This is a genomic window from Longimicrobium sp. (assembly GCA_036389795.1).
GTDB lineage: Bacteria > Gemmatimonadota > Gemmatimonadetes > Longimicrobiales > Longimicrobiaceae > Longimicrobium.
Window position 1 is genome coordinate 59,715 of the sequence record DASVWD010000218.1, and the last position, 21,143, is coordinate 80,857.

Genomic DNA, 21,143 nt, shown 5'->3' on the forward strand with positions numbered 1-21,143 from the left:
AGAGCCCGGCCTCACAACCGAAGGAGACCACGATGAGCAAGAGCCGCTATCTCGCGATCCTGGCGCTGTCGGCGTTCGTCGGCCTGACGGCCTGCGGCGGCGACGACGCCGACGGCGACGACGCGACGGCCCAGGACACCTCGGTGGTGGCGGGCCAGGACACCATCAACCAGCCGACGGTGGTGCCGACCCAGGACTCGGTGGTGACGACCACGGACGTCGACACCATCCAGGGCGAGGCCGACGACGACACCACCGCGAAGGACACGACTCCCTGACCCGAGCGAGCAGCACCGGGCCCGCGCACCGGCGCGCGGGCCCGCCTCTACCCAGCCTGGAGCCTTGAGACGATGAAGCTGCGCACCCTCTCGATCTTCGCGGCGGCCCTGGTCGTGTCGCTCGCCGCCTGCGGCGGCGACGACGGCGACGACACCGGCGGCGACACCACCACCGTGAACGTCGACACCGGGATGGCCGTGCCGCCCCCGGCGCCGATGACGCCCGACACCTCGATGATGCCGCCGGCCGGCGACACCACCGGCGGGATGATGGACACCACCGCGACCGACACGGCCGCGCCGTGAGTCCTCCCGGGGCCCGCGCGCGCCGCGCGGGCCCCGCTTCACGTCCCAGGCAAGGGCGAGAGATGAAGATCCGTACCCTGTCCGTCTTCGCCGCGGCGGCCCTGGTGCTGGCGGCCTGCGGCGGCGGCGACGAGGGCGACGACGCGGCGGGCGGCGACACCACCGCCGTGGAGACCGCCGCCCCGGTGACGCCGCCGACGGTCACGCCCGCGGACACCATGATGCCCCAGCCGGCCGACACCGGCATGGGCGGCGACACCGTCACGGCCGACACGGCCGCCAAGATGTGATTTCCCGGGTCCGCGCCGACCGCGCGCGGGCCCGTCTTCACGTCCGACCAACGGAGGCAAAGGCATGAAGATCCGCACCCTCTCCATCTTCGCGGCCGCCGCGATCGTGTCGCTCACGGCCTGCGGCGGCGGCGAAGACGACACCGACACCGACGGCGACACCACCACCGTGGTGCCCGCCCCGATGCCGGCCCCGCTGCCGCCGCCGGCCCCGATGCCGATGGACACGACCGGCATGGACACCATGTCGCACGACACCATGGGCGGCGACACCACCAAGATGTAAGCAGGTCCACGCGTCCCACGCGGGCCGTGGAGCGGGCCCGGACGCCGAGTCCGGGCCCGCCTCTTCGTTTCCACGGGGAAGTGCGAGAGTACGAAGGTACGAGGTACGAAGGTACGAGGTACGAAGGTACGAGAGTACGAAAGTACGGGGTACGAAGTACGGGGTGCGGAGATGCGGGAGCGGCGGTAGATTCGGCGGGACCGGAGCGGTGGACCTCGACCGGAAGAGGGGATCGTGAGAGCGACGGGTTCTCGGCGGCTGCTGGCGCTGGCGGGGCTGGCCTGCGCGCTGGCGGCGTGCGGCGAGTCGGAGGGGCGCACGCGCCCGGGCGGCGCGCGCGGGCGGGGGGAGGGCGACTCCGCGGCCGCGGCGCGGCGGGCGCGCGAGGACTCGCTGGCGCGCTGGCGGGCGCGCTTCGGCGACCGGGTGCCGCGCCCCGACTCGGTGCGCGCGCTCTACGTGAACGCCTGGGCGGCGGGGTCGCGCTCGCGGATGCGCGAGCTGATCCGCGTGGCCGACGAGACCGAGATCAACGCCTTCGTCATCGACGTCAAGGAGTCGGACACCTACCTCACGCACGACTCCACGGGGATCGCGCTGGCCAGGGAGATCGGCGCCGACCAGCGCCCCGGGTCGAAGTGGCTCCCCCAGCTGGTGGACACGCTCCAGGCGCACGGCATCTACCCGATCGCCCGCATCGTGGTGTTCAAGGACCGCATGCTGGCCGAGAAGAAGCCGGAGCTGGCCATCCGGCACGTCGACGGCAGCGTGTGGCTGGACCAGAAGGGGAAGCCGTGGGTGAACCCGTACCACCGCACGGTGTGGGACTACAACGTCGCCATCGCGCGCGAGGCGCTCGACATGGGCTTCGCGGAGGTGCAGTGGGACTACGTGCGCTTCCCCGACGTGGTGGAGGCGCGCCGGCGCACCATGGCCTTCCCCGGCGCGGGCGGGAAGAGCCGCGCGGACAACATCCACGACTTCATCGTCTACTCGAAGCAGCAGCTCGCCCAGTACCAGGTGCCGGTCACCGCCGACGTCTTCGGGCTGGTGACGCACCTGGAGGGCGACGTGGGGATCGGGCAGAACTGGGAGCAGGTGATCACCGCGGCCGACGCGGTGCTGCCGATGGTCTACCCGTCGCACTACTACGCGGGGATGTACGGCTTCGCCCGGCCCAACGCGCACCCGTACGAGATCGTGCGCATCTCCATGCAGGACGCGGTGGAGCGCACCCGCTTCGTGCAGCAACAGGGGAAGAAGACGGGCGAGATCGTCCCCTGGCTGCAGGCGTTCACCGCCGACTACCTGCACGACGGCCTCACCTACGGCGCCGGCCACGTGCGCAGCCAGATCCAGGCGGCGTACGACGCGGGGCTGAAGAGCTGGGTGCTGTGGAATCCCGGGAGCAACTACCAGGTCTACTACGCGGCGCTGCGCCCGAAGGACGGCTCGCCCTCGCCGCTGGAGCGCGGCGGCTGGCGGCCGCTGCGCTGGGAGGTGCCGCGCGGGCGGCTCAGCAAGGTGATCCGGCAGCGCGAGGCGGCCGAGCGGGCGGCGCAGGCCGCGCGGGACTCGGCGGCGCGGGCGGGAGGTGCGGGGGCGGATTCGTCTCGCGCGGTCGGCTCGGGGAAGGGCGGCTGAAGCCGCGGCAACGACTGCAGAAAGCCTCACGAACCCCGTGAGGCTTCAACTACGACGAGGCGCCGCACCGCTCAACGGGGGTGCGGCGTTTTCGCTTGTCACCTAACCTTTATGAGAAGAACTCCGCGATCCGCTCGATGCCCGCGGCCAGCGCGTCCGGCTCGGCCACCCAGGACAGCCGCAGCCACCCCTCCCCGCCCTCCCCGAACGCGATCCCCGGCACCGTGACCACGCGGTGCTCCTCCAGCAGCCGCTCCGCCGCGGCGAGCGAATCGCCCGCCAGCTTCTCCGGGAGACGGACGAAGCAGTAGAAGGCACCCTCGATGGGGGCATGCCTGATGTCGTGCCGATCCAGAAGATCGACGAGCTGCGCGCGGCGCGCGGCGTAGAGCGGGCGGTGCGCGGCCAGCGACTCGGGGCGGGCGAAGATCTCCAGCGCCACGTGGTTGGCGAAGGTGCTGGCGGCGGTGTTCACGATCTGGTGCACCTTCACCGCCGCGGCGACCGGCTCCGCCTCGGCGACCAGCCAGCCCAGGCGCAGGCCGGTGAGCGCGTTGCTCTTCGACAGCGAGCCGACCACCAGCGAATGGGGATACAGCTCGGCGATCGAGGGCGGGCGGTGGGGGAGGTAGTACAGCTCGCGGTAGACCTCGTCGGCCAGCACGTGCACGGGCGGGCCGGGGCGCTCCGCCAGCCCGTCGGCGAGCCGGCGCAGCTCCTCTTCGGGCCAGACGCGCCCGGTGGGGTTGCAGGGGGTGTTGAGGATCACCAGCCGCGTGTCGGGGCCGAGCGCGCCCAGCACGGCGTCGGCGCGGGGGCGGAAGCCGTCCGCCGGGTCGAGGGCCGCGGTGCGGTGGCGGACTCCCTCCAGCGCGCAGAGCTTGGGGTAGGCCAGGTAGCACGGCTCCACGACGAGCGCCTCGTCGCGCGCCGGGTCCAGGAGCGTCTTGACGACCAGGTAGAGCGCCTCCTCGGAGCCGATGGTGACGCAGACGTTCGTCCCGGCGGTCTTCCCCGGGAAGGCGAAGTAGCCCGCGACGGCCTCGCGCAGCTCGGGGAGGCCGGCGTTGGGGGTGTAGGGGATCCCCTCGGCGCGCACCCGCTCGAGCGCGGCCTCGAACGGCGCCAGGTCGGGGCGCAGGGTGGGCTCGCCCATCCCCAGGTCGACGTCGCCGGGCCGCTTGCGCGCGGCGATGGCCCGGATGAGCGACGGCGCGATGCCGGCCAGCAGCGGGTTCACGGGGTGAAGAAGCGCCGGAGTGCCCGGTAGCACGACTCCAGCGAGTCGATGGAGCACCACTCGTTGGCCTGGTGCGCCTGCGCCGTCTCGCCGGGGCCGAAGTTGACGGCGGGGATGCCGTGCGAGGTGAAGCGCGCCACGTCGGTCCACGCCTGCTTGGGGGTGACGGCGAGCCCCTCGCGCAGGCGCCAGCCGCGGATCAGCGGGTGGTCGGCGTGCACCTCGCCGGCGGGGGCGCAGTCGTGCACCTCCACCTCCCCCAGGTCGCCCACCAGCGCGCGCAGCTCGGCCTCGGCGGCCGCCGCGGTGTTCCCCGGCGCGAAGCGGAAGTTGACGTTCAGCGCCAGCTCGTCGGGGACCACGTTCTTGGAGTTGGCGGTGAGCGCCGTGGTCACCACGCACACCTCGTAGAAGGTGAGCTCGCCGAAGGCGACGGGGCGGCGCTGGAAGCCGGCGAAGCGCTCCAGCAGCGGGATGGCGCGGTAGATGGCGTTCTCGCCCTGCCAGGGCCGGGCGCTGTGGGCGCGCACCCCGCGCACGGTCACCGTGGCGTGCATGGTCCCCATGCACCCGGGCTGCAGCCCCTGGTCGGTGGGCTCCAGGATGAAGGCGAAGTCGAGCGGGGGCAGGACGCTGCCGTCGAGCACCGGCTGCAGGCCGTTGGTCTCCATCGGCCCTTCCTCGGCGTCGTAGAAGATCCACACCGGCCGCGCGCCCTGCAGCTCGCGCCAGCGGTCGAGCAGCGCCAGCATCACCGCCACGCCGCCCTTCATGTCGCTGGCGCCGCAGCCGTAGACGCGCCCGTCGCGGATGGTGTACTCCTGCCGCTCGGCGCAGCGCACGGTGTCGAGGTGCCCCACCAGCGCGACCGCGGGGAGCCCCTGCCGGCGCGGGTCGCCCGCGCAGGGGTCGCAGACCACGGAGTTGCCGATCCGCCGCACCGCGTCCGCGCCGGCCACCACCGTGCAGTGGCGCTGCACCCGGGCGGCGATCTCGGCCTCGTGCAGCGTCTCGCTGGGGATGCGGCAGAGCTCCAGCGTGAGCCCGGCCAGCTCGTCGCGGACCCGGGCCGACGCGTCGCGGTCCGCCCCCGCGGGCGCCGCGGTGTTCGTATCGGTCACGCGCTCACACCTGCACGTTGAAGGTCCGGAGCACGTCGTTGAGCGACGTCTTGCGGTCGGTCGACTCCTTGCGCTGCCCGATCAGGAGCGCGCAGGGGACGTGGAAGGTCCCGGCCGGGAACTGCTTCGGCATCGTCCCGGGGATCACCACCGAGCGCGCGGGGACGCGGCCCCTGGTCACCACCGGCTGGGAGCCCGTGACGTCGACGATCGGGGTCGACGCGGTGAGGACCACGTTGGCGCCCAGCACCGCCTCCTCCTCGACCACCACGCCCTCGACCACGATGGAGCGCGAGCCGACGAAGGCGCCGTCCTCGACGATCACGGGCGAGGCGCCGGGCGGCTCCAGCACCCCGCCGATGCCCACGCCGCCGGAGAGGTGCACGTTGCTGCCGATCTGCGCGCACGAGCCGACGGTGGCCCAGGTGTCGACCATGGTGCCGGCGCCCACGTACGCGCCGATGTTGACGTAGCCGGGCATCAGCACGCAGCCGGGCTCCAGGTGGCTGCCGTAGCGGGCCACGCCGGGCGGCACCACGCGGATCCCCTGCTTCCTGAGCCCGCGCTTGGTGCGGATCTTGTCGAAGAAGCGCAGGTCGCCGGCCTCGATCGGCTCCAGCGGGCGCAGTGCGAAGTAGAGGAGGATGGCCTCCTTGAGCCACGCGTTCACCCGCCACTGCCCGTCGACCTTCTCGGCCACGCGCGCCTGGCCGCGGTCCAGCAGCTCGATGGCGGCCTCGACGGCGTCGGCCACGTCGCGGTCCTCGAGCCGCTCGCGGTCCCGGTACGCCTCCGAGATGGTGCGCTCCAGCTTCTCCCGGTTCATCCTCTCCCGCTCCTCCGGCCGGTCGTCCACCGCCCCCACGCCCGGCGCGGAACGTAGCCCGCGCGGTCCGCCGCGACAAGCGCGGGCGGGTCCGCGGGAAGAGGATGTGGATAAGGGGATGTGGATGAGGAATGCGGTGAGAGAATGCGGGTGAACCCGCGGCTGGAACCACGGAAAGCCTCGCCTGGCCGGCATCCGCGCGGGACGCGGGGGCGGCGCGGACGAGGCTTCAACCGCATGCGGGGGCGGGACCGGCGGTGGAGGCGGACATCGGTGCAGAGACGGACATGGAAGCGAGCGGGCATCCGTGTCGCTGCCGCGCCCGACCCACCTGCCAGGGTGAGAAGATTCTTCGGCCCTGCCGTCGTTCGTGCGGATGCTGGTTCCGTGTGGCCGGGCCTCAGAATGACAGCATTGGGTACGCGCCACTCACGCACTCACGCACTCACGCACTCACGCACTCACGCACTCACGCACTCACGCACTCACGCACTCACGCACTCACGCACTCACGCACTTTCGCACTTCGCACTTTCGCACTTCCCCAAAGAAGCCGGCCCGCGGCGGGCGCCGCGGGCCGGGCTGGAGGATGGTCACGAAACGGAGACTACCGCCGCTTGCAGATGGTCCGCGCCGTCTTGGGGTCGACCACGCACGCGCCCAGGCGCGCCGAGCCGTCCCGCGACTGCAGCGTGGCGGTCTGCGGCGACGTGGGCTCCGACGACGTGGGCTGCAGCGTCGTGGGGCTCGTCGTCGTGGTGGCCGAGTTCACCTTGATCAGCCCCCACATCCCGCCGTCGAAGAGGAACGACGGCTGGTTGCGGTACAGGTACTCGCCCGGGACCCGGTACTTCCCGCCCGCCCCGTTCTTGGGCAGCACGTCGAAGTGGTTGAGCGGCCCGTGCCCGTCGCGCGCGCCCTTCCACTCCGAGAGGGCGTTGGGGCCCAGGAAGCGCGAGTTCTTCACGTAGGGCAGCTCCTCCCAGATGTGCCCGTGCAGGTTGAAGACGTGCGCCCGCGCGTGCCCGCCCGACTGCAGCACGCGGATGCGCAGCGCCTGCCCCGCGCCCGCCGTCAGGATCGGGGTCTGCGGGCGGCCGCCCACCTGCACGTCCTTCAGCGAGTTGCGGAAGTCCTTCTTGAGCGTGAAGTCGAGCTCGGCGTTGGGCGCGAAGGCCATGCGGAACCAGAGCGGCTCGGTGCGCGTGTTGAAGCCCTTCTGCCCCGAGTCTTCCGGGTCCTCCGCCTCGGCCAGGTTCGGCACCGCCTCGCCCGCGCGGAAGGTCACCCACCCCGGCTGCGGGTTGGACGGGTCGCACGCCTTCTCCTCCTCGGCGTCGTGCGGGTTCCCCGCCTCGAACTTGCAGTCGTAGCGGGGGAGCGTCACGTCGCTGCCGAAGCGCAGGTTCACGTCGTCGTGGAACTGCAGCACCATCTCGCGGAACAGGAAGTTGTTGTTCTCGTCGCGGATGGTGGCCAGCGCGTGCGAGCCGGGGTCGCGGTAGTGGCGCGACTTCTGGGGCTCGATGATGAGCGAGGCCGCGGCCCCCTTGTTGGAGTGCTCGATCCGGTCGGGCGAGGCCAGGTTGGTGGCCCCGAACTCGATCGGGGTGGCCACGAACTTCCTCCCCACCTTCTGCACGTCGCCCGCGTACCACACGTACCAGCGGTACTCGCCCGGCGCCACCCAGGTGCGCCGGTTGACGCCCACCTCGGTGCCGTCGGCGTGCTGCACGTCGAAGGCGACCAGCTGCGGGTGCAGCCCCACCAGGGTGTCGGGGTGGGTGTGGTTGGCGTTGAAGAGGTCCACGATCATCGGGAGCGTGTTGAAGCCCGCCGGGTCCAGGAGCGGACGGCGCATCCAGTTGTGCAGCCGCACCAGGATGCACTCGCCCGCGTTGGCCCGGAGCACCAGCGGCTCCACCGGCGCGCCCGCGCGCAGCGTCCCGTCGCGGCGCAGGTCGGCGCGGAACACGTACATGATCGCCGACGGGTCGTGCAGCGGGCCGCCGTTGACCGTGCGCCGGTTCCACTCCAGCCGGCCGCCCGGCAGCGCCTGCCGCGCCGTGGTGGCCACGATGTCGAACCAGCGCGTCTTCGACACCCGCGGGCAGGTGGTGTAGAAGCCGCGCGCCACGCTCCCCCCGCTCCCCGACCAGGCGGTGGACGAGGTGGAGGTGGAGGAGGTGGTGGAGGTGCTCCTGAGCGCCATCGTCTGGGTGGCGGTGGCGTCCTGGACCAGCCCCTTCTCGGCCGCCTTCGGGTCGTCGCTCACCACCGTCTCGGTCTGGGTATCGGGGTCGTACTCGAACACCTCGTAGTCGATCCCGCCCGTGGTCTCGGTCCCGTACCCGGCCGCGACGCTGTCGGTGATCACGGTGTCGGCCTCGGCGTCGGTCCCGATCGCCAGGGAGCTCATGGCGACGACCGCCTCGTCGGGCGCGGGGCTCGCGCCCTGCCACTGGGCCGGCTCGTTGGGGTCCGGGTACTCGGGCGGGGAGCCGTCGGGGCGGGCCGGCGCCAGGGCCGCCTCGGCCTCGGCCGTCTCCAGCGAGCGCGACACGGCCAGGTTGTTGAGCCGGAGCAGGGTGGGCTGGGTGCGGCGGTACATGCGGATCAGCCCCCAGGTCCCGTTCCAGATGTCGTCCACGGGGGCGCTCTGGTACAGGAAGTCGGCGATCGTGTCGCGCCGGTTGGTCATCAGCTTGTCGAGGTTGAACTCCCAGAACTCGCTGATCCCCACGCCCTGCGTGTTGCGCCACCCCGAATCGGGGAAGCGCGGCTCGAACAGCCAGCGGGTGCCGTGCAGGTTCACCTGGTGGCTCTCCTCGTGCGCCCCCACCAGCAGCCGGAAGACGATGCGGTCGTCCTCGTACACGCGCAGGAGCGGCGTGAAGGGGTCGCCGGGGAGCTCGCCCGGGCGCGCGCCGTACGGCCCGAAGTTGTTGAAGCGCGCGTCGGCGCGGAAGCCGTCGGAGGCGAACGCCCGCGCCAGGCTCCCGCCGGGCGCGGCGGCCTGCTGGTTGGTGGCCGGGTTGCGCACCCGCAGCGCCACCGGCTCGTTGCGGTAGTTGATCAGCATGGTGCCGGGGTCGTCGGCCGAGATGATCTCGGGGCACGGCGGCCGGTCGATCCCGTTGGGGCACACCCCGCGCGCCTGCGGGGGCCGCAGCAGGTTGGGGAGCCCGTCCTCGTCCTTCCCCGGCGGGTTGATGGCCGGGAGGTCCTTGTAGCAGTACCCCGTCCCCACGCCGGTGGCGAACCCCTCCCGCCCGCACGCCAGCGCGAAGTCGGCGATCTGCAGGCCGAACTCGCGGAAGCTGGAGTCGGGCAGCGCCGTGTAGAGGATGTCGGCCCGCCAGCTGGTGGGCCCGCCGTCGTTGCGGGTGCCGAACTGCACCCCCGTCTCGGGGTCGCGCCAGACGGTCCCCGAGTCCTCGGGGAGGAAGCCGGCGTAGAGCCCCGTCTGCTGGTGGGTGGAGGGGCCGAAGTGGTCGTGGGTGAACACGGTGCCCTGCCGGCGCGCGTCGGCGATGGCGTCGGCCCAGAAGCGCTGCACGTTCTCCTGCGCCCCCAGCCACTCGGTGTGCCAGTTGAAGAACGGGTGGTAGCGCGGCCGCGGACAGGTGGTCGTGCCGTCCCTCGCGTCGGTCGGCTCGGCGCACCCGTTCGCCGCGCGGATGGCCTTGATGCGGTTCCTCACGTCGCCCGGCGCCAGGGCGCCGTCCTCGTAGTTCCACCCGTTGGCCGCCCCGTCGGAGGCCGTGACGTCGAACTTCATCAGGTGGATGTGCTGCCCGATCACGTCGGTGGGCGTCTGCACCTGGAAGTCGTCCATCCGGTACTCTTCGGGGACCAGGTTCACCAGGCTGTAGTCGATGCAGTCGCGGTCCAGCACGCGGATGAAGAGCGGCTCCGGGGCGCGCCCGTTGTCGTAGAAGTCGCGCACGTCGTGCCAGAGCGCGAACATCCGGTGCTGGGGGAACCGCCAGTTCGCCTTGTTGTAGGTGGCGTCGATCTGGAACGCCGCCGCCTTGATGCTGTCCGGGTTCTGGGTGTTGATCGGACAGGGGTCGGCGTAGGGCGCGCCGGGCTTGGGAGTCCTCCCGTTGGTCTCGAAGAAGCCCAGCGTGGCCCACTGGTCGGCGATCGGCGTGTTGTAGCCGGGCGCCGCGTGGAAGTTCATGGCCGCCTGCTCGGCCGGGGTGCCGGCCTCGGGGAGCCAGTTCACCAGCAGCGTCACGTCGTGCTTCGAGAAGTCGCGCGTGTTGAGCGCCGGGAAGGCGGCGGTGCCGTCCTTCACCACGTGCCGCGGCAGCCCGCCGTCGAAGCGCGTGTCCAGCGGCGGCTTGGGCGGCCGGTGGCCGGGGATGCCGGGGATGTAGAAGGGGAATCCCGGCATGGTGGCGTTGGGCATCGGCGCCATGGCGTAGGTGGGCAGCGGCACCAGCGCGGGGATCGGGGTCCCCGCCGCGATCTCGCCGTCGGGGAGCGCGCGCGAGCCCGGCGCGGGGCGCCCGCTGGCGTCGAGGACGGTGCCCTGCTCGAAGACGTCGTGCACCCGCCACAGCCCCCACATCCCCTGCGCGAAGTGGGGATAGAAATGGCAGTGGTAGATGGCGTCGCCCGGCGTGTTGCGGCGGTTGCCCGCCCCGCCGAAGGCGATCTCGTAGGTGTAGCCGCCGGCGGGCCCGATCGCCTGGCTGTCGTCGTAGTTGGAGCCGTCGGCGTTGGGGGTGTGCAGCCACTGGTGGGCGTGCAGGTGGAAGATGTGGTGCTCCTTGGGGCCCGCGTGCACGTTCCGGATCTTGACGTGGTCGTTCAGGTAGCTGTGGAACACGTTCGACGGGTCGTCCGGGTAGAGCGCCTTCGTGGCCCGCGGCCCCGGCGCGGGCGGGTTGTTCGGGTCGAACGACGCCGCCGGCGGGTTGTCGACCACCATCGCCGGGTCGCCCACCGCCCAGGCCGAGAGGAAGAACTCCTCGAACTTGCAGTCGTTGCAGTCCCACATCGGCCCCAGCCCGAAGCGGTTGGCCAGGATCTCGGCGCCGATGCCGCCCGTGCCGTAGTTGATGGCGAAGGCGTCGCGGCCGCCGTGCAGGGTGAACTCGAACTGCTGCGAGTCGAAGATCTTCTCGAATGCCTGCACGATCCCGATCTCGTCGTGGAAGATCACCGTGTTCTCGCGGAACGGCTTGAGCCGGTTTGGATAGATGCACTGGTCCGAGTTCGGGTCGCCGCACCCGGTGCCGATCACGTCGTCGGGGTAGGTGCCCGGCGGGAAGTTCCCCCGGTTGGGACCGGTGATGACGGCGTACAGGTCGGAGTGCACGATCCGGTTCCCGTCGGTCATCCGCATGATCGGCCGCGGGTAGAGCGGGTGCCCCAGCGGGTAGCGCCTCTCGTAGTCGATGATCGGCTGCCCGCCGCCGGTGGTGCCGGTGGTGGCCAGGTTCAGCTCTTCGCGGGTGAGCTGGCTGCGGTACCACTGCGCGCCCCGGGGCTCCACGTTCACCGCGCCGAAGAGCCCCTTGGCGATCTGGCCGCCGTCGCCGTCGCCGCCGGTGGTCTGCGCGGTGCTGTACATCAGGAAGGGGCCCTCGCGCTCGGCGAAGAGCTTGTAGGTGCGCGAGCTTCCCGGCTCCACCAGGGAGGTGGCGTTGATGCCGACGTTGGAGCCGTCGTCCTGGATGGAGGTGACGAGCTGCATCCCCACCACGTGCACGCTGGCCGCGCGCGTGCCGGTGCGCCCGCCGCCGGTGCCGGTGGGGAGCCAGTTGGTGAAGTTGATCTGCAGGCAGTCGCCCTGGTTGACGCGCAGGACGAGCGGGCGGGGGCGCTTACCGGGCCGGAGCCGGGCGTTGCCGGGGCCGGGGGCGCCGCTGATCCCCACCACGTCGTCCTTGAGGGCGTACATCATCCCCTCGGGCTCGTGGGCGCCCAGGCGGTTGTACCAGATGAACTGCTCCAGCGCCACCACGTCCGCCACGACCGTGTTGGCGCACTGCGCCGCGAGCGGCGCGGCCGGCAGCAGCAGAGCCGCCGCGGCCAGCGCCGCTCCGGCCCCGCCCGGCGGGGCCATCCATCGAGAGTGTCGCATGGTCCTCCTTCGGTGCAGGGTGACCGATGGGCTGGACCCCTTCTGCCCGCGACCCTCTCCCGCGCCCGGCTGCGGCGCCCCGGTGCGCCGCCGGACGTTTTCCCGCGGGCGTCCTCCACGCCGCGAGTTGCGTCCGCAAGTGTGGGACTCGGCCGCGCCGCGGGCTGGGGGCCCGGCGGCGAGGGGTCCGGGCGGGCGCACCGGCAACACCTGTTCCCATCTTGTGGCGTGAAAGGTAAATGGTTGGCCCGTATCAGATTACGCCGACAAAAGCGCCGGAGCGAACGAGCCGGATTTGCACAGCTTCTGTGCATCCGGGCGCACCGGGCGCACAGGAGATGTGACCCGGGTATTTATGAACGGATTGGCGCGGAAGAGGTGCTTGGAGGAAGGGCACAAACGCATAATTCGTCCTTGCATAAAAGGGGCCGCTCCGGCGAGTGGAGCACGGCGATGACACCTCACCAGACCTCGCGACACTCCCTGCGGAAGGTGGTCGCGTGAGGGATGCGCGCCCGACAGGGCCGGGACGCCGCCGCCACGGGGGGTATCGTGGCGGCGGTGGCCCGGCGCCGTTGGGCAACGTAGTTTGTTGCCCTACGGCGCGCGCAGCCCGGCCCGGAGCGCGGCGGAGGGACACGCCCAAATCCGCAGTGCGAAGTGCGAAGTGCGTGGCGGAAGTGGCGGCGGGATCCGCGCACGATTCCTGCAAGTGACGAAAATGCAATCACTTACCACGCAAACAAGGGAGGCTCGCGATGCGGAGCAGGCTGATGCGGATGGCGATGATGGGGGCGGCGGCCTGGGCCGGGCGGCGGATGTCGCGGCCGACGGCGGGCCGCGGGACGCGCATGGCCGGCACGGGCCTCTCCACCGCCGCGTGGGCGCTGCCCCTGGGGATGTACGTCACCCGGCGGATGCGCGGGCGGCACTGAGCGGAAAGGGCGCGGGGAAAGGGCGATTCCGCGCGGCGCGGGCGGGGGCGACCCCGCCCGCGCGCTGCGTCGGGAAGGCGCGGCCGGCGTGCGTCGGGGAGCCTCGCGGACGATCCGAGCGAAAAAGATCGCACTTTGCCCTTGCCGACGCCGGGACAGCGCGTACCTTATGCAGCGGGGAGGTTCAACACATCACCATCGCAGGCGGGCGAGCATGCCGAGAGAGACTGGGACCGTGAAGTGGTTCAACCCGGAGAAGGGCTTCGGCTTCATTACCCGGGAGAGTGGGGAGGGGGACGTGTTCGTCCACCACAGCGCCATCCAGGGGGGCGGCTTCCGCACCCTGGTGGACGGCGAGCGGGTGGAGTTCGACGTGGTGCAGGGGCAGAAGGGCCCCGCGGCCGAGAACGTGACGCGGCTCGACCCGCCGGCGGGCGGCGGCGGTGGGAGCGGCGGCGGCGGCGGCCGGGGCGGGGGTGGCTACGGGGGTGGCGGCGGCGGCCGGGGCGGGGGTGGCTACGGCGGCGGCGGTGGCGGCTACGGGGGTGGCGGCGGCCGGGACCGCGACCGCGACAACTGGTAGCTCTCCGCGCGACGGGAAGCGAAGGCCCGGGCCGGCTTGGCCCGGGCCTTTCCCGCCTGCCCCATCCTCTTTCCGGGCGGCCTAGAAGTCGAAGCGGCGGGCCGCCCGCTTCCGGTCCTTGTGCCGGCGGCGCTCGGCGGCCTTGGCCTTGGCCTTCTTGGCCTCGCTGGGCTTTTCGTAGAAGCGCTTCCGGCGCATGTCCTTGAACATCCCGGAGCGGATCATCCGGCGCCGGAACTGCTTCAGCGCCCAGTCCAGGCGGTCGGTCTCCGCCAGCTGGATCTCTACCACGCTCATCCTTCCGTCGAGGAATACAGGAAGACCTGGCCCGCTCGCGTTCCAGGTCTTCGAACCCACCATTCGGTCGTTCGTCCCGCTGAAACCTACCTCGCCGCGGCCCGAAGGTCAACGTGGGAGACCTCCGGACCACCTCCTCGGCAGCCACACCCTGACAGCTCGACTCTCACGGAGGCACAGAGGACACGGAGGAACCGCGATGAAGTCCTCTGTGCCCTCTGTGAGATGAAACAGACCGTCATCCGGGAGAAGAGCGGCCCGGGACGGCGGACGAGAGCGCCTCGTCTTCCGACGGCGATGGTCCTCCCGAGCCGTCTGTCGGCACCCCGCCCGCCGCCTCCCGCAGCCAGTCGGCGGCGATGCGCAGGACCTCGCGGGCGTTGTCGTAGGAGATCGACTCGATGGCCTGGTGCAGGGGGAGCCACACGCACTCGGTGATGCCTTCCTCCACCTGCGGGCAGGTGTCGCCGTCGGGCGACTCGATCAGGTAGAAGTGGCAGTACTTGTGGATCAGCCGGCCGCGGAAGCGGAAGAACCAGTCGATGGTGCGCAGCTCGCGCTCCAGCCGCAGCGCCGTGAGCCCGGTCTCCTCGGCCACCTCGCGCAGCGCCGCGTCGGCCGCCGTCTCGCCCCCCTCCACGTGGCCCTTGGGGAAGCCCCAGTGCCGGTAGCGGTCGCGGATCAGGAGGATGTGCGCGGTGCCGCCGGCCCAGCGGTAGATGACCCCGCCGGCGCTGGTCTCCACCACCGCCCGGGCCGCCGCGCCGCCCTTGCCGCGCGCGCCGCGCCTACGCCGGGCGGCCACCGTCCAGCCGCTCCAGGATCTGCACCGCGTTGGTGGCGGCGCCCTTGCGCAGGTTGTCGGCCACCACCCACAGGTGGAAGGTGCGCGGCAGCTCGGGGTCGGCGCGCACGCGGCCCACGAACACCTCGTTGCGGCCCGCGATCTCCAGCGGGGTGGGGAAGCTCTCGGGGCCGCCGGCGATCAGGATGCCGGGAAAGGCCGCCAGCGCCAGGCGCAGCGAGTCGAGCGTGAGCTCCCGCTCGGTCTCCACCATCACCTGCACGCTGTGCCCCACGTCGACGGGGACCCGCACGCAGGTGGCGGCCACGGGAAGCTCGGGGAGCTCCAGGATCTTGCGCGTCTCCTGGATCATCTTGCGCTCCTCGCCCGTCCACCCCTGGGCGTCGAAGTCGCCGATCTGCGGCACCACGTTGGCGGCGATGCGCCGGGTGAAGGGCGAGCCTTCCACCGGAGCCCCCAGCTTCACCCCCTCGAGCCCCTCGCCGCCCTCCTCGCGGCGCAGCGCCTCGCGCCCGGTCTCCCCCGCCCCGCTCACCGACTGGAACGTCGTGGCGACGACACGGGTGAGCCCCGCCGCCTTCCGGATCGCCTGCAGGGCGACCACCATCTGGATGGTGGAGCAGTTGGGGTTGGCCACGATCCCCCTGGGCCGCTCGGCCAGCGCGCGCGGGTTCACCTCGGGGACCACCAGGGGGACGCGCGGGTCCATCCGCCACGCCGAGGAGTTGTCGATCACCACCGCGCCCTCCTCCGCCGCGCGCGGCGCCCACTCCCTGGAGCGGTCGCCGCCGGCGGAGAAGAGCGCCACGTCGACCCCGCGGAAGACGCCCGGCCTCGGGGGCTGCACCGTCCACTCGCGCCCGCCCCACTCCACCGTCTTCCCGGCGGAGCGCTCCGAGGCCAGCAGGGTGAGCCGGTCGACGGGGACGCGGCGCTCGGCCAGCACCTCGAGCATGGTGCGCCCCACCGCGCCCGTGGCCCCCAGGACGGCGACGTGCATCGTCTAGCCCTCCCCTTCCGGCGAGGACGCGCCGCCCCGCCCGTCCAGCGCGAAGGCGGCGTGCAGCGCGACGAGCGCCTCGTCCTCGCGCTCGGCGGGGACCAGCACGGTGATCGACGTCGAGGAGGTCGACGCCCCGTGCACCTCGACGCCCGCGTCCAGGAGCGCGCGGTAGGCGCGGGCGTAGACGCCGGGGCGCCCGTGCATCCCGTGCCCCACCAGGGCGATGCGCGCCAGCCCCCCGTGCGCGGCCACGTGCGCGCCCCCGGAGCGGCCGGCCACCCGGTGCGCCACCTCGTCCGCCCGCTCCGCGTCCTCCTCGGCCACGGTGAGCTGCAGCTGCAGCCGCCCGTCGGCCTCGAACGACCCGGCGAGCATGTCGACGCTCACCCCGGCGGCGGCCAGCGCCTCCAGCAGCTCGGTCTGGGTGCGCATCCCGGGCTCCAGGCCGCGCAGCACCAGCTTGGCCTGGCCGCCCTTCGACGCCAGCCCCGTCACCTCGCGCAGAACCAGGTCTTCCATCTCCTCCCTCGACGTGATCAGCGTCCCGCGCGGCGCCCCGCCGTCCCCACCGCCGTCCGCGAACGAGGAGAGCACGCGGATGTCCACCCCGAAGCGCGCGCCGATGTCCACGGCCCGTCCATGCATGACCTGCGCCCCCGAGGTGGCCATCTCCAGCATCTCCGCGTGCGAGATGACGGGGATGATCCGCGCCCCGGGGACGCGCCGCGGGTCGGCCGTGTAGACGCCGTCGACGTCGGTGTAGATCTCGCAGCGGCCGGCGCCGAGCCTGGCCGCCAGCGCCACCGCCGTGGTGTCGGAGCCGCCGCGCCCCAGGGTGGTGATCTCGCGCGCGGTGCTCACCCCCTGGAAGCCGGCCACGATGGCGATGCACCCCTCGGAGAGCGCGTCGCGCACGCGGTCGCCCCTCACGTCCAGGATGCGCGCGGCGGTGTGGCTGGTGTCGGTGATGATGGCCGCCTGGCTCCCGGTGAAGGAGCGCGCCTCGAACCCCTCCTCGCGGATGGCCATGCTCAGCAGCGCCGCCGCGATCCGCTCGCCGGCGGTGAGCAGCATGTCCATCTCCCGCGCGTGCTCGGCCTGCGGCCGCGCCTTCCCCGTGACCTCCGCCGCCAGCCCGGTCAGCTCGTCGGTGGTGTGCCCCATCGCCGAGACCACGACCACCAGGTCGTCGCCGCGCCGCCGGGCATCCGCCACCCGCCGGGCGACCGCGCGGATGCGCTCGGACGTGCCGACCGAGGTGCCGCCGTATTTCTGGACGACCAGCATGAACCGAAGTCCCCAGTGCCCAGTGCCCAGTGCCCAGTTCGAGCGCCCGGGCGTCGCAGTTCCCGGGCACTTTCCACTGGGCACTGGGCACTGCGGTTAAAAGATCTGCAGCTGCCCGATGTACTTCGCCGGGTTCTGCTGGATGTCGGCCAGCAGGCGCTGCAGCGTCACGATCGCCCGCTGCGTCTCCTCGTAGAGCGCCGGGTCCTGCAGCAGGCGGCCCAGGGAGCCGTTGCCCTGCTCGATCGCCGTCATCGCCCGGTTGAGGGTGGACACGGCGCTCCTCGCCTCCACCATGGTCGGGCCCAGCTCCGCCAGGCCGGGCTGCAGCCCGCGGATCGTCTCGTTCAGCGTCCGCGCCGTCTCGCCGAACGAGGCGATGGTGGTGTCGGCCCGCGCCACCATCCCGGGCACTCCCGAGGTGGCGCCGCGCAGCTGGTCGGAGAGCGCCGCCAGGTTGTTGCTGGCCCGCTGCGCGTTGGCCAGCACCGCCTGGATCTCGCCCTCGCTGATGGTGCGGCGGATCTCGCGCGCGGCCAGCGACGCCTCGGCGGTGGTGGTGCGGACGTTGGCGGTCGACTCCAGGACGTTGCGCCCCACCTGCCCGTAGACGCGCGTCTGCTGGTCGATGAAGCCCTCGATCTGCTGGCTCACGTCGCGCAGGTCGCCCAGCGTCTCGCGGATGTTGATGGCCGTCTCCTCGGTGAAGGCCAGCTGCACCCGGTCGCTGAGGATCTGCATGTCCTCGGCGATGTCGGCGGCCACGGCGGTGAGCTGGGTGATGTCGGGCATGGTGGCGCCGGGGAGCGCGTCGGTGCCGGGCATCTGCACGAAGTCGAGGCTCGAGTTGGCCGCGCGCGACACCAGCGCCACCTGCCAGTCGCCGAAGAACGATTCGGGCGAGATCAGCGCCCCCGCGTCGCGCGGGAGCACCACCCGGTCGTCCACCGCCATGGTCACCAGCACGCCGTTGCCCTGCGGCACCAGCTCGATGGCGCTCACCCGCCCCACCTTCACCCCGCGGTACTTCACCGGGCTCCCCTCGGCCAGCACCCCCACCTCGGTGAACACGGCGGTGAGAGTCCGCTGCGGCGAGCCGAACGACTGGCCCGAGAGCCAGATCGCCCCCACCAGCGCCACCAGGATCCCCGCCAGCACCACCATCCCCACCAGGGCCTCGTTCTTCAGCCTCATATTTGCCTCCGTGTCTCCGCGGCCGGGGGCTGCGGAATTTCCGCGTCGTGGGCCAGGTCGGGGCGACCCTCCACGAAGCTGCGCACCACCTCGTTGGTGGAGTTCCGGATCTCGTCCGGCGTCCCCACCTCGACCACCCGCCCCTGGTACAGCATGGCGATGCGGTCGCTGATCGAATAGGCGCTCTTCATGTCGTGGGTGATCACCAGGCTGGTGACCCCCAGCTCCTCCTTCATCCGCATGATCAGCTGGTCGATCACCGTGGTGGTGACCGGGTCCAGCCCGCTGGTGGGCTCGTCGTAGAGCAGGTACTTGGGGCGGTACGCGATGGCCCGCGCCAGCCCCGCGCGCTTGCGCTGCCCGCCCGAGAGCTCGGCCGGGAGGCGCTCCTCGAAGCCCCCCAGGTCCACCAGCGCCAGCGACTCGCCGATGCGGGAGCGCATCTCCCGCTCGCTCATCCCGCCCTTCTTCCTGAGCCCCATCAGGATGTTCTCGGCCACCGTCATGGAGTCGAACAGCGCGGCGAACTGGAAGACGTAGCCGATGTCGAGCCGCAGCCGGTACAGGTCCAGGCGCGGCAGCTTCGGCACCTCCTGCCCGTCCACGAACACGGTGCCGCGGTCGGGGCGGAGCAGCCCGTTGATGTGCTTGAGCGCCACCGACTTCCCCGCCCCCGAGAAGCCCACCAGCGACACCGTCTCGCCCTCTTCCACGTCGAGGGTGAGGCCGCGCAGCACCTGCTTGGGCCCGAACGCCTTGTGGATGTCCTTCAGCTCGATGCTCACTGGCGCAGCAGCGTGGCGGCCCAGAAGGCGTCCAGCACCAGGATCATGATCGCCGACATCACCACCGCGCGCGTGGTGGCCACGCCCACCCCTTCGGCGCCGCCGCGGGTGTGGAAGCCCTGGTAGCAGCCGATCAGCGTGATCACGAACCCGAACGAGATGCACTTGATGGTCGAGTAGACGATGTCGAAGTGCGTGTAGAAGAGCCTCAAGCCCCGGATGAACTGCTGCGCGCTCATGTCGAGCAGGCTCATCGCGGTGATGAGCCCGAAGAAGATCGACACCACGTCGGCCAGGATCACGATGATCGGGAACATCAGCAGCCCCGCCAGCACCCGCGGCACCACCAGGTACGCCACCGGGTTGTACGCCATGGTCTCCAGCGCGTCGATCTGCTCGGAGACGCGCATGGTTCCCAGCTCGGCCGCGATGTTGGCCCCCACCCGCCCCGCCAGCGCGAGGCCCGTGAGCACGGGGCCCAGCTCCAGGATCATCGTCTTCCCCACCAGCGTCCCCACGAAGTAGAGCGGGATGGCGCCGGTGAAGGTGTACGAGGCCTGCAGCGCCAGCACGATCCCCGTGAACGCCGAGAGGAAGAGGGCGATGGGGATCGAGTTCACCCCCAGCTTGCGCATCTGCACGGCCAGCAGCGGCCCCCAGGTGCCGACGTCCTTCGTGGAGCGCGCGCCCTCGGCCGCGAAGCGGCTGAAGACGCCCATCCCGCTGAAGCCGCGCAGGGTGGCCGCGCCCAGGTTCTCGAGTCTGCCTTGAACGCTCATGCGTGCCAAGATACGGGCGGGCCGAACGCCGCCGCCAGAACGGGCGCTTTCGGCGGCCGGTGGAAGCGAAGCTCCGTCCCTATCGCAAGAACGCCCGGACCCCGCCGGGCCCGGGCCGCGTGGTCGGCTGCCGGGAACGGGCGCCGCGGCGGGGATCAGCGGCCCACGCCCAGCACCTCCGGCCAGTCGCCGGGCGCAAATCGGATGCCGGTGAAGAAGCGCCCGAACTCGCCGTAGAGCGCGCTCGCCTCGTCGAAGCGCATGTCGGTGACGATGCGCTTGAAGTCCAGCGGGTCGTGGGCGAAGAGGGTGACGCCCCACTCCCAGTCGTCGAGCCCGATGCTGCCGGTGATCACCTGGAAGATGCGCCCCGCGTAGCGCCGCCCGGTGAGCCCGTGCTCGCGCATCAGGCGGCTGCGCTCCTGCACGTCGAGCGCATACCAGTTCTGCCCCGCCGCGCGCCGCTTGCTCATCGGGTAGAACGAGGCGTAGCGCATCCCCTCGGGGATCCGCGGGAAGAGGCGCGTCTGCACGTGCGCCGAGGCGCGCTCGGCGGCGGCCGCCTCGCCCAGCAGGCGGCGGAACTCCTCGCTCCCCGGCTCGGCCTCGCGGGCGGCCTGGGCGGTGGCGTGGTAGAGCCCGGCCTCGGTGACGGAGAGGTAGTCGAACTCCAGCCGCATCACGTCGGAGAGCGGCGAGCCCTTGATCCGCCGCTCCACGGCCGAGAGCTCCTCGAGCGAGGGGCGGAAGTGCACGAACATCCAGTCCGCGCCGCCGCCCACCACCTGGAAGGCGGCGGTCCACCCCTCGGCCGCCTCCTGCTCGACCTCGGTGAAGACGCGCACCGCCGCCTCGGCCAGTTCGCCGCGCCGCCCGGGCGCGAGCGCGCGGACCGCCGGCCAGTCGGCGGCGAACATCTGGTGCAGCGCGTACCACCCCTCCAGGGTGGCGGGGGAAAGCTGGGTGGGCATCGGCCTGGACCCTCGGCTCCGGGATCGTCGTCGGGACGCACGGTGGAATATCCATCGGCGGGGGAGGGGCGGCAACGGGGCGGCGTGGTGGAGGGCCTGGTGGAGGGCGGGTGGACCCGCGGCGGCAACGGCGCAAAGCCCGCCTGTGCCGGCTCCTTCGGCGCGGACGCGGGTTCGGCGCGGGGAGGCTGGCTTCGTAACGACCACGTGAGCCCGATACGCCGCGCCGACTCATGGGGGTTGCAGTTCTCCCTCTCCCGCCCGCTCCTGCGGGCGGGAGAGGGGCGGGGAGGGGCGTCCCCGACGGCCTCCCCCACCCATGCCGGCCGAGCAGGAGGAACCGGTCTCACCTTGCGGCAGAGATTGCCGTTTCCCGGGCCGCGGGGAGAGGAAGTCCACGGACGCGTGGAAAG

18 protein-coding genes and 1 pseudogene are annotated in these 21,143 nt (G+C 72.0%); 7 read left to right on the forward strand and 12 right to left on the reverse strand.

Translation table 11 applies throughout. The features are described from left to right. Nucleotides 1–32: 32 nt before the first annotated feature. From VF746_25585 to VF746_25605, 5 genes are all read left to right on the forward strand, one after another. Nucleotides 33–278: a hypothetical protein gene (locus tag VF746_25585; GenBank protein HEX8695814.1), complete on the forward strand. Its 246-nt coding sequence runs from the start codon at nucleotides 33–35 to the stop codon at nucleotides 276–278. A 72-nt stretch (nucleotides 279–350) separates the two neighbouring features. Continuing rightward, nucleotides 351–584, forward strand: coding sequence for a hypothetical protein (locus tag VF746_25590; GenBank protein HEX8695815.1), 234 nt, complete (start codon nucleotides 351–353; stop codon nucleotides 582–584). A 62-nt stretch (nucleotides 585–646) separates the two neighbouring features. Beyond that, the gene (locus tag VF746_25595) at nucleotides 647–874 is read left to right on the forward strand and encodes a hypothetical protein (GenBank protein HEX8695816.1); all 228 of its coding nucleotides are present in this window, start codon (nucleotides 647–649) and stop codon (nucleotides 872–874) included. Nucleotides 875–938: 64 nt separating this feature from the next. Continuing rightward, complete coding sequence (locus VF746_25600) at nucleotides 939–1,160, forward strand: hypothetical protein (protein ID HEX8695817.1); 222 nt, start codon at nucleotides 939–941, stop codon at nucleotides 1,158–1,160. A gap of 234 nt (nucleotides 1,161–1,394) precedes the next feature. Further along, nucleotides 1,395–2,804 (forward strand): putative glycoside hydrolase, encoded by a 1,410-nt coding sequence (locus VF746_25605; GenBank protein HEX8695818.1) that lies wholly within the window; start codon nucleotides 1,395–1,397, stop codon nucleotides 2,802–2,804. Between the two features lie 109 nt (nucleotides 2,805–2,913). On the opposite strand, the gene VF746_25610 is transcribed toward VF746_25605, so the two are convergent. The 4 genes from VF746_25610 to VF746_25625 all read right to left on the reverse strand — a co-directional run bounded on the left by VF746_25610 (nucleotide 2,914) and on the right by VF746_25625 (nucleotide 12,091). After that, nucleotides 2,914–4,044: a pyridoxal phosphate-dependent aminotransferase gene (locus VF746_25610; protein HEX8695819.1), complete on the reverse strand. Its 1,131-nt coding sequence runs from the start codon at nucleotides 4,042–4,044 to the stop codon at nucleotides 2,914–2,916. Continuing rightward, nucleotides 4,041–5,165 carry a succinyl-diaminopimelate desuccinylase gene (gene dapE / locus VF746_25615; protein HEX8695820.1) on the reverse strand — a complete coding sequence of 375 codons (1,125 nt, stop codon included), beginning with the start codon at nucleotides 5,163–5,165 and terminating at the stop codon, nucleotides 4,041–4,043. The genes VF746_25610 and dapE overlap by 4 nt, the downstream gene beginning before the upstream one ends. A 4-nt stretch (nucleotides 5,166–5,169) precedes the next feature. Continuing rightward, nucleotides 5,170–5,991: a 2,3,4,5-tetrahydropyridine-2,6-dicarboxylate N-succinyltransferase gene (locus VF746_25620; protein ID HEX8695821.1), complete on the reverse strand. Its 822-nt coding sequence runs from the start codon at nucleotides 5,989–5,991 to the stop codon at nucleotides 5,170–5,172. Between the two features lie 607 nt (nucleotides 5,992–6,598). After that, on the reverse strand, nucleotides 6,599–12,091 hold the full coding sequence (locus tag VF746_25625; GenBank protein HEX8695822.1) for a hypothetical protein: 5,493 nt from the start codon (nucleotides 12,089–12,091) through the stop codon (nucleotides 6,599–6,601). Between the two features lie 758 nt (nucleotides 12,092–12,849). On the opposite strand from VF746_25625, the gene VF746_25630 reads away from it, so the two are divergent. Both VF746_25630 and VF746_25635 read left to right on the forward strand, forming a co-directional pair. Then, entirely contained in the window at nucleotides 12,850–13,026 is a 177-nt protein-coding gene (locus VF746_25630; protein HEX8695823.1) for a hypothetical protein, read from the forward strand. A 214-nt stretch (nucleotides 13,027–13,240) separates the two neighbouring features. Next, nucleotides 13,241–13,447 (forward strand): annotated as a pseudogene (locus VF746_25635) (cold-shock protein). Between the two features lie 243 nt (nucleotides 13,448–13,690). On the opposite strand, the gene rpsU reads toward VF746_25635, so the two are convergent. The 8 genes from rpsU to hemQ form a co-directional block, all read right to left on the reverse strand. Continuing rightward, nucleotides 13,691–13,906 (reverse strand): 30S ribosomal protein S21, encoded by a 216-nt coding sequence (gene rpsU / locus VF746_25640; protein ID HEX8695824.1) that lies wholly within the window; start codon nucleotides 13,904–13,906, stop codon nucleotides 13,691–13,693. A gap of 238 nt (nucleotides 13,907–14,144) precedes the next feature. Continuing rightward, nucleotides 14,145–14,711: an NUDIX hydrolase gene (locus VF746_25645; protein HEX8695825.1), complete on the reverse strand. Its 567-nt coding sequence runs from the start codon at nucleotides 14,709–14,711 to the stop codon at nucleotides 14,145–14,147. Then, a complete protein-coding gene (locus tag VF746_25650; GenBank protein ID HEX8695826.1) occupies nucleotides 14,695–15,711 on the reverse strand; it encodes an aspartate-semialdehyde dehydrogenase in 1,017 nt (338 codons plus the stop codon). The genes VF746_25645 and VF746_25650 overlap by 17 nt, the downstream gene beginning before the upstream one ends. Before the next feature lie 3 nt (nucleotides 15,712–15,714). Further along, complete coding sequence (locus VF746_25655; protein ID HEX8695827.1) at nucleotides 15,715–17,001, reverse strand: aspartate kinase; 1,287 nt, start codon at nucleotides 16,999–17,001, stop codon at nucleotides 15,715–15,717. A 96-nt stretch (nucleotides 17,002–17,097) separates the two neighbouring features. After that, nucleotides 17,098–18,195, reverse strand: a complete 1,098-nt coding sequence (locus VF746_25660) for an MlaD family protein (protein ID HEX8695828.1) — start codon at nucleotides 18,193–18,195, stop codon at nucleotides 17,098–17,100. After that, a complete protein-coding gene (locus VF746_25665; GenBank protein ID HEX8695829.1) occupies nucleotides 18,192–18,980 on the reverse strand; it encodes an ABC transporter ATP-binding protein in 789 nt (262 codons plus the stop codon). The genes VF746_25660 and VF746_25665 overlap by 4 nt, the downstream gene beginning before the upstream one ends. After that, on the reverse strand, nucleotides 18,977–19,759 hold the full coding sequence (locus tag VF746_25670; GenBank protein HEX8695830.1) for an ABC transporter permease: 783 nt from the start codon (nucleotides 19,757–19,759) through the stop codon (nucleotides 18,977–18,979). The genes VF746_25665 and VF746_25670 overlap by 4 nt, the downstream gene beginning before the upstream one ends. 155 nt (nucleotides 19,760–19,914) lie before the next feature. Then, a complete protein-coding gene (gene hemQ / locus VF746_25675) occupies nucleotides 19,915–20,730 on the reverse strand; it encodes a hydrogen peroxide-dependent heme synthase (protein ID HEX8695831.1) in 816 nt (271 codons plus the stop codon). Nucleotides 20,731–21,143: the final 413 nt, after the last annotated feature.